This window comes from Terrabacter sp. 2RAF25 (assembly GCF_052115265.1).
GTDB lineage: Bacteria > Actinomycetota > Actinomycetes > Actinomycetales > Dermatophilaceae > Terrabacter.
Genome location: NZ_JBFRGJ010000004.1, coordinates 247247 through 260678 on the forward strand (window position 1 = coordinate 247247; position 13432 = coordinate 260678).

14 protein-coding genes are annotated in these 13432 nt (G+C 70.6%); 4 read left to right on the forward strand and 10 right to left on the reverse strand.

All coding sequences use genetic code 11. From position 1 onward, the window contains the following. Nucleotides 1–44: 44 nt before the first annotated feature. Nucleotides 45–362, reverse strand: coding sequence for a hypothetical protein (locus AB4091_RS12980; protein ID WP_442292158.1), 318 nt, complete (start codon nucleotides 360–362; stop codon nucleotides 45–47). A 164-nt stretch (nucleotides 363–526) separates the two neighbouring features. Between AB4091_RS12980 and AB4091_RS12985 the strand changes: the two genes are divergently transcribed. From AB4091_RS12985 to AB4091_RS13000, 4 genes are all read left to right on the forward strand, one after another. After that, nucleotides 527–1375, forward strand: coding sequence for a C40 family peptidase (locus AB4091_RS12985; protein ID WP_442292159.1), 849 nt, complete (start codon nucleotides 527–529; stop codon nucleotides 1373–1375). Beyond that, nucleotides 1372–2247 carry an EamA family transporter gene (locus AB4091_RS12990; RefSeq protein ID WP_442292160.1) on the forward strand — a complete coding sequence of 292 codons (876 nt, stop codon included), beginning with the start codon at nucleotides 1372–1374 and terminating at the stop codon, nucleotides 2245–2247. The genes AB4091_RS12985 and AB4091_RS12990 overlap by 4 nt, the downstream gene beginning before the upstream one ends. Before the next feature lie 102 nt (nucleotides 2248–2349). Next, nucleotides 2350–3723, forward strand: a complete 1374-nt coding sequence (locus AB4091_RS12995; protein WP_442292161.1) for an MFS transporter — start codon at nucleotides 2350–2352, stop codon at nucleotides 3721–3723. Nucleotides 3724–3999: 276 nt separating this feature from the next. Continuing rightward, nucleotides 4000–4341 carry a DUF2200 domain-containing protein gene (locus tag AB4091_RS13000; RefSeq protein WP_442292162.1) on the forward strand — a complete coding sequence of 114 codons (342 nt, stop codon included), beginning with the start codon at nucleotides 4000–4002 and terminating at the stop codon, nucleotides 4339–4341. Between the two features lie 5 nt (nucleotides 4342–4346). Here the strand turns inward: AB4091_RS13000 and AB4091_RS13005 are convergent, their stop codons facing one another. The 9 genes from AB4091_RS13005 to AB4091_RS13045 all read right to left on the reverse strand — a co-directional run bounded on the left by AB4091_RS13005 (nucleotide 4347) and on the right by AB4091_RS13045 (nucleotide 13432). Next, the gene (locus AB4091_RS13005; protein ID WP_442292163.1) at nucleotides 4347–5366 is read right to left on the reverse strand and encodes a TerC family protein; all 1020 of its coding nucleotides are present in this window, start codon (nucleotides 5364–5366) and stop codon (nucleotides 4347–4349) included. A 255-nt stretch (nucleotides 5367–5621) separates the two neighbouring features. Beyond that, nucleotides 5622–5996, reverse strand: coding sequence for an MmcQ/YjbR family DNA-binding protein (locus tag AB4091_RS13010; protein WP_442292164.1), 375 nt, complete (start codon nucleotides 5994–5996; stop codon nucleotides 5622–5624). Then, nucleotides 5996–8110 (reverse strand): excinuclease ABC subunit UvrB, encoded by a 2115-nt coding sequence (uvrB, locus tag AB4091_RS13015; protein WP_442292165.1) that lies wholly within the window; start codon nucleotides 8108–8110, stop codon nucleotides 5996–5998. The genes AB4091_RS13010 and uvrB overlap by 1 nt, the downstream gene beginning before the upstream one ends. A gap of 40 nt (nucleotides 8111–8150) precedes the next feature. After that, nucleotides 8151–8534 carry a YciI family protein gene (locus AB4091_RS13020; protein ID WP_442292166.1) on the reverse strand — a complete coding sequence of 128 codons (384 nt, stop codon included), beginning with the start codon at nucleotides 8532–8534 and terminating at the stop codon, nucleotides 8151–8153. 109 nt (nucleotides 8535–8643) lie between these two features. Next, the gene (locus AB4091_RS13025) at nucleotides 8644–9693 is read right to left on the reverse strand and encodes a lipoate--protein ligase family protein (protein WP_442292305.1); all 1050 of its coding nucleotides are present in this window, start codon (nucleotides 9691–9693) and stop codon (nucleotides 8644–8646) included. 109 nt (nucleotides 9694–9802) lie between these two features. Continuing rightward, nucleotides 9803–11011 (reverse strand): dephospho-CoA kinase, encoded by a 1209-nt coding sequence (coaE, locus tag AB4091_RS13030; protein ID WP_442292167.1) that lies wholly within the window; start codon nucleotides 11009–11011, stop codon nucleotides 9803–9805. 155 nt (nucleotides 11012–11166) lie between these two features. After that, complete coding sequence (locus tag AB4091_RS13035) at nucleotides 11167–11628, reverse strand: PPOX class F420-dependent oxidoreductase (RefSeq protein WP_442292168.1); 462 nt, start codon at nucleotides 11626–11628, stop codon at nucleotides 11167–11169. Nucleotide 11629: 1 nt separating this feature from the next. Then, nucleotides 11630–12301, reverse strand: coding sequence for a TetR/AcrR family transcriptional regulator (locus AB4091_RS13040; RefSeq protein ID WP_442292169.1), 672 nt, complete (start codon nucleotides 12299–12301; stop codon nucleotides 11630–11632). Nucleotides 12302–12535: 234 nt separating this feature from the next. Further along, a complete protein-coding gene (locus AB4091_RS13045; protein ID WP_442292170.1) occupies nucleotides 12536–13432 on the reverse strand; it encodes a glycerophosphodiester phosphodiesterase family protein in 897 nt (298 codons plus the stop codon).

Consider the following 13432-nt stretch of genomic DNA (forward strand, 5'->3'; position numbering starts at 1 on the left):
GCGGGCGAGAGTGCGCAGACTCGGCTCGCGCGCGCACTCCGGCGCTACTGGGCGTCCTCGAGGTCGGGGGTGGCGTCGGGGTCGAGCTCGGCGATGAGCGACTCGAGCTCGGCCCGGAGGAAGTCGAGGTCGGCGGGCACGTTGGTCAGGATGATGTGGCGACGCGGGTTGTTGGCGACGCACAGCCCGACACCGAGCCGCGACCGGCCGTGTCGCTCACGCCAGGCGCGTTCGAGCTGCGGACCGCCCGACCAGTCGACGGCCGCGTGGAGCCAGCCCTGCACGTCCACGAGGTCGCCGTCGGGGCCGTGGCGGCGGTTCTTCGGGGGATCGAATCCTTCGACGGTGATTCGCTCTTCCATGTTCTGACGGTACGACCCGCGGGGCGCGGCGACCAGTACCTCGGGCCGGTGCGCACCGAATCATGGCCCCGACGCCCAGCCGACGCGCAAGCGTCGCGCTGCAGGACCGGCCCCGTCCCGGACCGACGGCCGTCCGACGGTGTCCGGGTGCGAGGATGGCGGGCGTGAACGTCGCCGAGAGCAGCAACGCAGCCGTCACCGCCACCCATCTCGTCCGCGTCCCCGTGACGACGGTCTGGTCCACCCCCGGGAGCCCGCGCGCCGTCGACGCCGCGATCATCGCGGACGAGCCCGACGCCGTGGCCTGGCTGGCCGCGCTCGACGCCGATGCGGCCTCCGACGGCGCCGTCGACGACGGCACGCGCGCGGGGCGCCTCGGCCTGCACGGTCTCGTCGAGACGCAGCTCGTCGAGGGTGAGCCCGTCGTCGTGACAGAGCTCGACAGCCGTGGTCGGTGGGCCCACGTGGTCGCGCCGTGGCAGCTCTCCCCCAAGGACGAGCGTGGCTACCCGGGCTGGGTGCCGCTGGCGCACCTCGCCCCGCTCACGCCCGGGTCGCGGGTGGTGGGCCCCGAGCGCGTAGGGACGACGACCGCCTCTGAGTCCGCCTCGGACGGATCCGTCGACCACGCCGGGCCGGGCGACCCCGTGCACCCTGCCCTGACCGAGGCACGCTCCCACATCGGGCTGCCCTACCTGTGGTCCGGGCTGACCCCGCTGGGCTTCGACTGCTCCGGACTCGTGCTGCACACGTGGCGCGGTCTCGGGGTCGTCGTCGCGCGCGACGCGTACGCCCAGGCCGACTTCGCGACGCCGGTGCCGGTCGACGCGGCGCAGCCCGGAGACCTCTACTTCTTCGCGCGGCCCGGAGCCCGCATCCACCACGTCGGCATCGTCGTGCGCCCGGGCCGGATGGTCCACGCGTCCGAGACCGGCGGCGTGCTCGTCGAGGAGGACCTGCCCGCCGAGCGACTCGAGACGCTCGTCGCGGCCGGGCGCCTGCCGATGCCGTGAGCGTCGACCGTCGCACCGCCCCGCTGCTCGTCCTCGGTGGTGTCCTGTCGGTGCAGTTCGGCGGCGCCTTCGCCGCCACGCTCGTGCCCCGCATCGGGGCCACCGGGTCGGTGCTGCTGCGCCTCCTCTTCGCCATGGTGATCCTGTATGCCGTCGCCCGCCCCTCGTGGCGCCGACGTTCGCGTGCCGACTGGGGCACCGTGGTGCTCTTCGGTCTTGCTCTCGCCGCGATGAACACCTCCTTCTACGCGTCGCTGGCGCACCTGCCGATCGGGGTCGCCGTCACCATCGAGTTCCTCGGGCCCCTGGGCCTCGCAGCGTCGCTCAGCCGTCGGCCGCGCGACGTCGTCGCGGTGGGCGCCGCCGCCCTGGGTGTCGTCCTGGTGTCCGGTGTGCTGCACACGTCGTGGGACCGGCTAGACCTCGTCGGCGTCGGTTTCGCCGCGCTGGCGGGCGTCATGTGGGCCGCCTACATCGTGCTGAGCCAGCGCACCGGCCGCGCGTTCGACGGGCTCGACGGACTCGCCCTTGCCCTCATCGTGTCGACGGTGGCGGTCGCGCCCCTCGGCCTGGGCACGATGGACCGCTGGACCCCCGGGGACGTCGCGCTCGGGCTCGGCATCGCAGTGCTGTCGTCCGTGCTTCCCTACTCCCTCGAGCTCGTCGCCCTGCGTCACCTCGCACAGCACGTCTTCGGCATCCTGCTCAGCCTCGAGCCCGTGGTCGCCGCCCTGGCCGGGTTCGTCGTGCTGCACCAGGTCCTCGAGGCCGGGCAGGTCGCGGGCATGGCCCTCGTCGTGCTCGCCAGCGCGATCGTGCTCGGAGCCCGGTCGAGGCCGGAGACACCCGACGCTGCCCTGGGACCCGGCTGATGGGGCCCGACCTCCACCCCGCGTGGTGCCGAGATCCTGCGCCTCGGCCGAGCCGGGAAAACTCCTTGACCTCAGGTCCGCTTGAGGTCCTAACGTCGCGTGATGACCTCGACCACGATGCGCCCTGACCCCACGGCATCCGGCGCGGACGACCGCGGCGGGCTGCTCTCCCCCGCCCTGCGCGCCACGACCATCGGCGTGCTGGCTCTCGTCTCCCTGCACGCCTTCGAGGCCCTCGCGCTCACCACGGTCATGCCGACGATCGCGCACGCGCTCGACGGCGCCTCCCTCTACGCGATGGCGTTCACCGCGACGCTCGCGGCAGGCATCGTGAGCATCGTCTGGTCCGGCAACCTCGCGGACCGACGAGGACCACGGCCGCCGCTGCTGCTCGGGCTCGCGCTCTTCGCCGTCGGCCTCGTCGGCGCCGGCCTCGCCCCCACGATGGGCGTCCTCGTCGGGGCGCGTGTCGTCCAGGGCCTCGGTGCCGGCATGACGAGCACCGCCCTCTACGTGCTCGTCACCCGGGTCTACCCCCAACGACTGCACACCGCGATCCTCGCCGGCTTCTCGGCGGCCTGGGTCGTGCCGTCGATCGCCGGCCCGTTCGTCGCCGGGCTGATCGCCCAGACGATCGGCTGGCGGTGGGTCTTCGGCCTGGCTCTCGTCGTCCTCGTCGTGGCCGCGGTCCTCCTCGGACGCATCATCACGGGCCTTCGCCAGGAGGTCGTCTACGTGCCCTGGCGCTGGCGTGCGATCGCCGCATCGGTCGTGCTCGCCCTGGCGGTGCTCGGCCTCAACGCGGTGGCGGAGCGACTCGACGCGGTCGGCATCGCCGTGGCGGTCATCGCCCTCGCGGCCGTCGCCCTCACCCTGCTCCCGCTGACCCCGCGCGGGACCCTCCGCGCGGCTCGCGGTCTCCCGACCGACGTCACCCTGCGCGGCCTGGGCTTCGCCGCCTTCAGCGGAGCCGAGGTCTACCTCCCCCGCCTGCTCACCGAGCGCGACGGGCTCAGCCCGAGCCTGGCCGGGGTCGCGCTCACCGTCACCGGTGTCACGTGGTTCGTCGGGTCGTGGGTGCAGGGACGGTGGGACCGCCGCTTCGAGATCGGCCGCACTGCTGCCGTGTCGCTGGCCGCGATCACCCTGACCCTCGGGGCGATGGCTCTGGCCGTCGCCCTCGACGCACCGACGTGGGTGCTCATCGCCCTCTTCCCGGCGATCGGTCTCGGCATCGGCACCGTCTACCCCAGGGTCACGGCACAGGCCCTCGCTCGGGCCGACTCGACCGAGCAGGGTTTCGTCAGCTCGGCCCTGCAGATCGGTGACTCGGCCGGGGCCGCCACCGCGATCGCCCTGTCGGCCATCGTGTTCTCCGCCGCAGGCTCGGGGGTCCCTGCTGCCTATGTCGCGGTCTTCGCCGCCATGTCCGCACCGGCCCTGCTCGGTTGGCTCGTCGCGCACCGGGTTCGCTGACGACGCCAGTGCAGGTCAGGAGAGTCCGCATACGCCCTCGATCGAGAGAACGCTCCGTCGGATATCCCTCGGCGACGGACCGTTCTCTCGATCGGGAAACGTGGGGCGCGTGAGCGTGCGGACGCGCACGGCGCGTCCTCTCGATCAAGAGAGTCCGCGTACGCCCTCAATCGAGAGAACGCTCCGTCGGATTTCCTTGGGCGACGGAGTGTTCTCTCGATCGAGCTGGATCGCTCGGTGGGTTGCGAGGGGGCTTGGCTGGTTACCCTCGAAGACATGAGCCGCATCTTCACGGTCAGCGTCGCGTCGGTGTATCCCCACTACGTCAACAAGGTCGAGCGCAAGGGCCGCAGCAAGGCCGAGCTCGACCAGGTGATCGAGTGGCTGACCGGCTTCGACGAAGCGGCTCTGGCCCATCACCCGACGGCTGGGACCACCTTCGAGGACTTCTTCGCCCAGGCCCGGCTCAACGCACACGTCGACCAGATCAAGGGCGTCGTGTGCGGAGTCCGGGTCGAGGAGATCGACGACCCGCTGATGCAGAGGATCCGCTACCTCGACAAGCTCGTCGACGAGCTGGCCAGGGGCCAGGCGATGGACAAGGTCCTACGGGCGTGAGGCCCCTACCTCGACTGCGATGACTCGACTGCGCCGCCGTTCGCTGCCTCGAGGCGCGCGTCGCGACGCGACTTCCAGAGGCTGGCCACGGTCGTCACGCCGAGGATGACGACGATCGCGCCGAGAGACACGAGGATCGGGATGTCCGGCACGCCCTCGATCGGTTTGCCGCCGTTGATGAACGGCAGGTTGTTCTCGTGCAGCGCGTGCATGATCAGCTTGACGCCGATGAAGGCGAGCAGGACCGCGAGCCCGATGCTGAGGTAGACCAGCTTCTTGAGCAGGCCGCCGATCAGGAAGTAGAGCTGGCGCAGGCCCATCAGGGCGAAGATGTTCGCCGTGAGGACGAGGAACGGCTCCTTCGTCAGGCCGTAGATCGCCGGGATCGAGTCGAGGGCGAAGAGCAGGTCGGTCGTCCCGAGCGCGAGGATCACGATGAGCATCGGCGTGATGAGGCGCTTGCCGTTCTCGACGACGGTCAGGTGCGTGCTGTGCCACTCCTTGGTGGCCGGGAACCGCTTCTCGATCCAGAGCAGGAGGCGGTTCTCGTGGTACTCGTCGTCGTCGCTCTCTCCGCCCGTCGCGAGCTTGATCGCGGTGTACACGAGGAACGCGCCGAAGATGTAGAACACCCACGCGTACGCGTTGATGACGACGGCGCCGAGCGCGATGAAGATGCCGCGCAGGATGATCGCGATGATGATGCCGATCATCAGCGCCGACTGCTGGAGCTTCTGCGGCACCTTGAAACTGGCCATGATCAGCAGGAAGACGAAGAGGTTGTCGACCGAGAGGGAGTACTCGGTGAGCCAGCCGGCGTAGAACTCTCCGGCGTACTGTCCTCCCCACTCGAACCACACGAAGAGGCCGAAGAGAATCGCCGCCCCGACGTAGAAGGCGAGGTGCCGGCCTGCCTCGGCCATCGACGGGACGTGCGGTCGACGTGCGATGACGAGCACGTCGATCAGGAGAAACACGGTCATCAGACCGATCGTGAGGAACCAGCCCCAAGCGGGAACGTTCATGGGCACAACCTTCCGGTCACCAGGTCAGTAACCGGAGGTCTCTCCCGCCCGGCCGACGCAGTGATCCGTCGTGGCTGGACCAACGGGACCGGGAGCTGGTGGTGGGACCTGCTCCGTGATGACGAACCCGTCGTTTCGGGGATACTCCCCTCCGTGAACGCCTGATCCTCTCACCGTAGGGGTCGGGCCTCAAATCGGGTCCCGCCCGCTGGTCACTCCGGCATGACTCCGGGTTGACTCCGGGTTGACTCCCAGTCACCCCGGCCGCCGGCTCCGCGGCAGCCCCGCCACGACGATGTCGTAGGAGGTCTCGATCGCCTCGAGCAACTCGTCCTCGTCGATCGCTCCGCCGAGGCGCAGCGAGTTCCATCCGTGGCGGCCGATGTAGGCCAGCACGGACGCGTCGTCGGGGTAGCGGTGCAGCCACTCGTCGGCCTCCTGACGGTTGCCGGCGGACTTGACCCCGATCGACGCGTCGCCGAGGAAGACGAAGATCTTGTCGGCGACCTTGGCGACGGTGTCGCCCTCCCACGGGGAGTCCTCCCACGCCCCGGGCAGGGCGAGCGCGGCAGAGCGCAGGCGGCGCGCGAGCGTCGCCTCCCCCTGGTCCTCGCTCTTGCGCGAGGCCATCAGCGGGTCGCCGCGCTCATCTGCCGAAGCTCCTTCTTGAGCTCACCGATCTCGTCGCGCAGGCGGGCCGCGAGCTCGAAGTGCAGATCTGCGGCAGCCTGGTGCATCTGGGTGGTGAGCTCCTGGATGAGACCTGCGAGGTCGGCCGCTGCCATGTCGGCCGGTCGGTTGGACGTGCCGCCCGTGGACACCCCGACGTCGGCGGCCATGGCGCCGCGGCCGGCACCGCTCTTGCCCCTCGACTGCATGCGCCCCGACCCGAGCAGCTCCTGGGTGTCGGCGTCCTCACGCTCGAGGAGGTCGGTGATGTCGGCGATCTTCTTGCGCAGCGGCGTCGGGTCGATGCCGTGCTCGGTGTTGTAGGCGATCTGCTTCTCACGCCGGCGGTTCGTCTCGTCGAGTGCCTGCTCCATCGACGGCGTCATCTTGTCGGCGTACATGTGCACCTGGCCGGACACGTTTCGGGCCGCGCGACCGATGGTCTGGATGAGCGAGCGCGCCGACCGGAGGAAGCCCTCCTTGTCGGCGTCGAGGATCGACACGAGCGAGACCTCGGGCAGGTCGAGCCCCTCACGGAGCAGGTTGATGCCGACGAGGACGTCGAAGACACCGGTGCGCAGCTCGCGGAGCAGCTCCACGCGTCGCAGGGTGTCGATGTCGCTGTGGAGGTAGCGGACCCGGATGCCCTTGTCGAGGAGGTAGTCCGTGAGGTCCTCGGCCATCTTCTTCGTGAGGGTCGTGACGAGGACGCGCTCGTTGCGCTTGGTGCGCTCCTGGATCTCGTGCATGAGGTCGTCGATCTGGCCCTTCGTCGGCTTGAGCACGACCTCGGGGTCGATGAGACCGGTGGGACGGATGATCTGCTCGACGGGCGGACCGGACTTGGCCAGCTCGTACTCCCCCGGCGTGGCGGACAGGTAGATCGTCTGGCCGATGCGCTCGAGGAACTCCTCCCACTTGAGCGGCCGGTTGTCCATGGCGCTCGGCAGGCGGAAGCCGTGCTCGACGAGCATCCGCTTGCGCGACATGTCGCCTTCATACATGGCGCCGATCTGGGGCACCGTCTGGTGCGACTCGTCGAGGACGAGCAGGAAGTCCTCGGGGAAGTAGTCGATGAGGCAGTTCGGTGCCGAGCCGGACGTGCGGCCGTCGATGTGCCGGCTGTAGTTCTCGATGCCGTTGCAGAAGCCGACCTGGCGCATCATCTCGACGTCGTAGGTCGTGCGCATGCGCAACCGCTGCGCCTCGAGCAGCTTGCCCTGCTTCTCGAAGAGCGCGAGCTGGTCCTCGAGCTCGAGCTCGATGCCGCGGATCGCGCGCTCCATGCGCTCGGGGCCGGCGACGTAGTGCGAGGCCGGGAAGACGTACATCTCCTGCTCCTCGTTGACGACCTCGCCCGTGACCGGGTGCAGCGTGTAGATGCGCTCGATCTCGTCGCCGAAGAACTCGATGCGGATCGCGAGCTCCTCGTAGACCGGGATGATCTCGATCGTGTCGCCCCGGACCCGGAACGTGCCGCGGGTGAACGCGAGGTCGTTGCGGGTGTACTGCATCTCCACGAACCGGCGCAGCAGGTCGTCACGGACGATCTCCTGGCCCACCTTGAGCCGCGCCATGCGGTCGACGTACTCCTGCGGGGTGCCGAGGCCGTAGATGCACGACACCGACGCGACGACGATGACGTCGCGCCGGGTCAGCAGCGAGTTGGTGGCGGAGTGCCGCAGCCGCTCGACCTCGTCGTTGACCGAGCTGTCCTTCTCGATGTAGGTGTCGGTCTGGGGGATGTACGCCTCGGGCTGGTAGTAGTCGTAGTAGCTGACGAAGTACTCGACGGCGTTGTTGGGCAACAGCTCGCGGAACTCGTTGGCGAGCTGCGCGGCGAGGGTCTTGTTGGGCGCCATGACGAGGGTCGGGCGCTGCACCTGCTCGATGAGCCAGGCCGTGGTCGCCGACTTGCCGGTGCCGGTGGCGCCGAGGAGGACGGTGTCCTGCTCGCCCGCCTTGACGCGTCGCGCGAGCTCGGCGATGGCGGTTGGCTGGTCGCCGCTCGGGGTGTACTCGGAGATCACCTCGAAGGGGGCCACCGTGCGCTGCAGGTCGGTCGTGGGACGCATGGCTCAACCGTACGTCGCACGACCGACAGCGCCCACTCGCCTACTGCTCCCAGACGTACGCCGGCCGCAGCTCGACGGTGTCGCCCGGCCCGGCGAAGTTCACGGCGAGCTCCTCGGCGCGCTCCTGCGACGCGACGTCGAGCAGGAAGAAGCCGGCGAGGTGCTCCTTGCTCTCGGCGTACGGCCCGTCCGTCACGAGGGTCCCGCTCTCGCTCCACCGCAGGATCCGCGAGAACGCGGGGTCGCCGAGCGCCTCACCACCCTTGAGCTCGCCGCTCTTGGACAGCTCCTCCAGCATGTCGTCGAACGCGGCGCCCCCGCGGTCGCGCTCCTCCTTCGGCCGGGCGAGCGCCTCGGGCACGAAGTTGCCCGTCGGGTGCCCCCAGGGCTGCGGGTTGGAATGGATGAGGATGACGTACTTCATGGGTCGGGCCTTTCGGTTCGCGAGCGGCCAGTCTGCCGCTTCACCCGGGACGTCGGAGCCGTCCACGCCGTCTCGACATCGCGGCCGGTCGAGGGTGCGAGACCCGACCTCACGGCACGCGGTGGGTCCACTCAGGGGTGGCGAACTTCTCGTCAACGAGCCGCTTCGCCGTCTCGAGCTCGCCCTCCGAGTAGTCGGAGGTCTTCGCCCGGTGTCGCCGGGCGAACGAGGCCGCGAACGACTCGAGGATCGCGTCGCGGGTCATGCCCGTCTGCGAGCGCATCGGGTCGACCCGCTTGTTCGCCGACTTGGTGCCCTTGTCGCTCATCTTCTCGCGCCCGATGCGCAGTACCTCGAGCATCTTGTCGGCGTCGATGTCGTAGGCCATGGTCACGTGGTGCAGCACGGCCCCGGCGACGAACCGCTTCTGCGCGGCGCCGCCGATCTTGCCCTTGTCGCTCGCGATGTCGTTGAGCGGCACGAAGTGCGCGTTGACGCCGACGTCGGCCAGCGCCTCGATGACCCACTCGTCGAGGAAGGAGTAGGACCGCTCGAAGCTGAGGCCCTCGACCAGCGAGGTCGGCACGACGAGGGAGTACGTGATCGTGTTGCCCGGCTCCATGAACATCGCCCCGCCACCGGAGATGCGGCGGACGACGTCGATGCCGTGGCGCTCGGCACCCTCGGGGTCGACCTCGTTGCGGAACGACTGGAACGAGCCGATGACGACGAGCGGGCTGTCCCAGTCCCAGAACCGCAGGGTCGGCGGTCGCTCGCCGGCGGCGACCTCGCGGGCGATGACCTCGTCGAGCGCGACGTGCATCGCCGGGTCGAGCACCCGCGGCGGGATGACGTCGAAGACGTGGTCGTCCCACCCGGTCGCCTTGCCGAGCGCGCGGCGGACGGCGATGCCGATCGCCTCGGCGCTGAACCCGACCATCGCCACGTCGTCGGCCAGGGCACCGGACACGGCTCCGGCCAGCTGCTCCACCCCGGCGTCGACCGGCATACCGCTGAGGGCCGCGTTGATGTCGTCGAGGGCCTCGTCGGGCTCGAGGAAGAAGTCGCCCGAGACGCTCACGTCGGCCAGCCGGCCGCCGACCTCCTCGACGTCGACCGCCACGAGCTTGCCACCGGGGACCTTGTACTCACCACGCATGTCACCCACAACACCACACCCGGCGCCCGTATGCCGGCTCGCTCAGCCGGAGCGGGAACGTGCCCGATCGACGGGCTGGGGTCGCAGTCGAATGGGCAGTTCGCCGGGGTCAGCGGGGCTGCCAGTCGGTGCGCTCGGCCCACGCGTTCGCGCGCTGCCAGGCACCCTCGAACCACGGCTCCTTCGCGACGACGTAGTCAGAGGTGGTCGGGTGCTGCTCGAGCAGCCGACGCTTCTCGGCGGCGTACGCCTCCCGCTCGCGGGGCTCGTGGCGCAGCCAGTCGCGGAAGAGGAGGGCGAATCGCCAGCCAGCGGAACCGTGCTCGCGCACGTGGACGTGCACGTGGTTGCCGGGGTCGCAGCCGCCCAGGAACTGCTTGAGCCAGGCGGATGCGTCGGCGCCCTCGGGGTGCGGGGTGTCCGAGTGGATCCCGTGGTTGAAGACGTAGCCGGCTCCGACCAACGACTCGCGCACGTCGTCTTCGTCGACGTCGGCGAGGCGGTGCACGCCGACCTGCACATCGAGCACGTCCTTGGCGAGGAGCCCCGGCACCGACGTGGAGCCCACGTGCGACACCTCGGTCACCACACCGGTGGGTGCGAGGGCGGCCGCGAGCCGGGCCACGACGCGCCCGGCCCTGGCCTCCCAGTCCACCCGCGGCTCGACGACGCAGTCGCTCGCCCGGTCGGGACGCCTGGACCGCGTGCCGCTGGCGAGGTTGGCCGCGTAGGGCGCGAGCCGCTGCTCCCACAGCGCGTCGACGACGCGCTCGAGATCCTCGGGGGTGCCGTCGTTGGGCAGCACGACGTCTGCGACCGCGCGGCGCTGGGCGTCGGTGGCCTGCGAGGCGATGCGTCTCCGGGCGTCGGTCTCGTCGAGGCCGCGCTGATCGACGAGCCGGCGCACCCGCACCTCCTCGTCGGTCTCGACGACGACCGACAGGTGCTCGTGCACCCACAGTCCGCGCTCGACGAGCAGCGGCATGTCGTAGACCGACACCGCGCCCGCCGGCGCTGCCGCGCGAAGGGCACGGACGCGGGCGACGATCGCCGGGCCGGTGATCGCGTCGAGAGCGGCCAGCTGGTCGGGATCAGCGAAGACGACGGCAGCCATGCCGGCCCGGTCCAGGCTGCCGTCGGGACGGATCACGGCCTCGCCGAAGCGCTCGCGGATCGCCTCGAGCGTCGGCTGCCCGGGCTGGGCGAGCTCGGCGCCCACGGCGTCGGCGTCGACGACGTGGGCGCCGAGCTCGCCCAGCCTCCGAGAGACCGTCGACTTGCCCGACCCGATGCCTCCGGTGACTCCGACTCGCAGCACGCCCCCACCCTACGGTCCGCCCCCTGCACCGTGCGGAAGGCCGCACTCCCACACCGAACGCCGCGTTCGGTCGCGAAAGCCGTGTTACAACAGCGCGTTCGGCATCGAACGCTGCGTTCGGTGGGTTCGGTGAGGTGGGAAGGGCGGGTGGGGGGTCAGGCGAGACGGGCCGGGAAGCCGCCGCGGGCGATGGGTCCCCACCGCGTCAGAGTGACACGGAGCAGCGACTTGCCCTGGTCGCGCATGGCCTGGCGGTACTCGTCCCAGTCGGGGTGCTCGCCGGAGATCGCGCGGTAGTAGTCGACGAGGGGCTCCACGGAGTCAGGCAGGTCGATGACCTCGCAGTCGCCGTCGACCTGCACCCACTCACCGCCGAAGTCGTCGGACAGGACCAGGACGGTGACCTGCGGGCGCCTGCGGGCGTTGGCCGTCTTGGCACGCTCGGGATAGGTCGAGATGACGATGCGGCCCTGGTAGTCGACGCCTCCGGTGACCGGCGACGTCTGCGGCCGACCGTCCGCGCGCTGGGTCACCAGCACCATCGAGTGTCGGGGTCGCACGAACTCGAGCAGGGCGTCGCGGCCGACCTCGGTGTTGGTGGCGATCTGGCGGGGCATCTCAGTCCTCCTGGAGCTCGGGCAGACCGGTGCTGGCCCGGTCGAAGGTCGCGACGAGCGCCTCTGCCAACCACGCGGCATACATCCGGTGGCTCCAGCCGCTGCGCCGCACGAAGCGGTCGTAGATCTCCGGGCCGGTGACGGCCCAGACGATGTCGATGAAGCGCTCGCGGTCGAGCGCGGCCGGCAGCCCGTGGGCGCGCTCGAGGGCGTTGAGGGCGTTGGTGTTGCCGGCCCGACGCTCGCGGTCGATCGTCGCCACGAAGTCCTGGAGGCCGCTGTCGCCGCCGGCCCCCTGGGCCAGGATCACCCCGAGGAGGGGGCCGACCCGCTCGTAGATGGTCGCGCACAGGGCGGCGTACGCCTGGACGAAGGACTCGGGGTCAGGGGCCTCGGACATGGCGCGGAACTCGGGGCGGTCCTGCATGGCAACCGGCGCGTCGTCACCGGCGAGCATGACGTCGTAGACGGCCTTGACGACATCGGCCTTGCCGCCCACGGCGTTGTAGACCGTCTGGGCGCTGACCCCCGCCGACGAGGCGAGCTGGCTGACCGACATGGCGTGGTAGCCCTCGCGGAGCAGGATCTGGCCCGCGGTGTCGATGATCCGGCGTCGCGTGGCGCGGGCGGCCTCAGCCCGCGCGCTGTTGTCGTACACCCGGTCTGTTGACATCGGCGCCCTTCGAAAGCATCATTGTTTCGCTGGAACGGCGTTCCAGCGAATGGGTGGGGTCCAGGGGTCCCCACCCATACCGCTGCACTCGCGGCCGTGCCCACAGCGGCGACCTGTCGACCGCACGAGTGTGCCACGCCAGTCCCGGCCTCCGCCCCGCAGGGGCTCCGGAGGGGGGCGAGGGGCCGGACCGGTGTCCGTCCCCTCGCTGGCGTGCGTGGCCCGGCGCCGCGGTCAGGCGGGGGTGGCCGCACCAGCACTCGACGCGACCACTTCGAGGACGCGGTCGGGATAGTCGGACACGATCCCGTCGACGCCCACGTCGACGAGCTCGGCGATGCGACCGGGGTCGTTGACCGTCCACGGCAGCACCGCGAGTCCGGCTTCGCGAGCCCGCTCGACGAATGCGCGGTCGACCATCGCCTGCTCTGGCGAGATCACCTGCGCCCCCACGGCGACGGCTCCCTCGCACACGTCGTGGTGGGTCTCCCCCGGCACCACGCTGCCCGTCAGTGGGCTTTCGGGAACCCAGGTCACCGACGACTCCACGAGCGCGGAGCGAAGCACGTCGGGCGCCATGTCAGCTGACAGCTCGAGGACGGACCAGTCGAACGAGTGCACGAAGCACTGTCGCTCGAGCCCGAGTGCGCGCACGTCCGCCAGCACCCCCTCGAGGAGCGGCCGGCGTGCGGCCACCTCGCGCTCGTCGCGCGGGTCGATCTTGAGCTCGATCGTCCACCAAACCCCCGGAGCGTGCTCGACACCGTGACGCAGCACCTCGGCCAGCGTCGAGATGCGGGCCCCGGGAGCCGGCTGCTGCCCGGGATGGTCCGGAAGCGTCAGGCTGCCGACGTCGACCGTGCGCAGCTGCGCCAACGTCAGGTCGTCGACGCGCGCGCCGACGAGGTCTGGACCAGTCGGCAGGCACTTGTACGGCAGGAGCACCGCGTCGTGCCACACGACGACGTGCCCGTCGCCGGTGAGCCGTACGTCGAGCTCGACGCCGGTCACCCCGGCGGCGTAGGCGGCGGCGAAGCTGTCGAGGGTGTTCTCGACGACGAGGCCCTTCGCGCCCCGGTGCCCCTCGACGTCGAACCGGCCCGCTGCCCACGGGCCGGGCAGGGTGGTCAC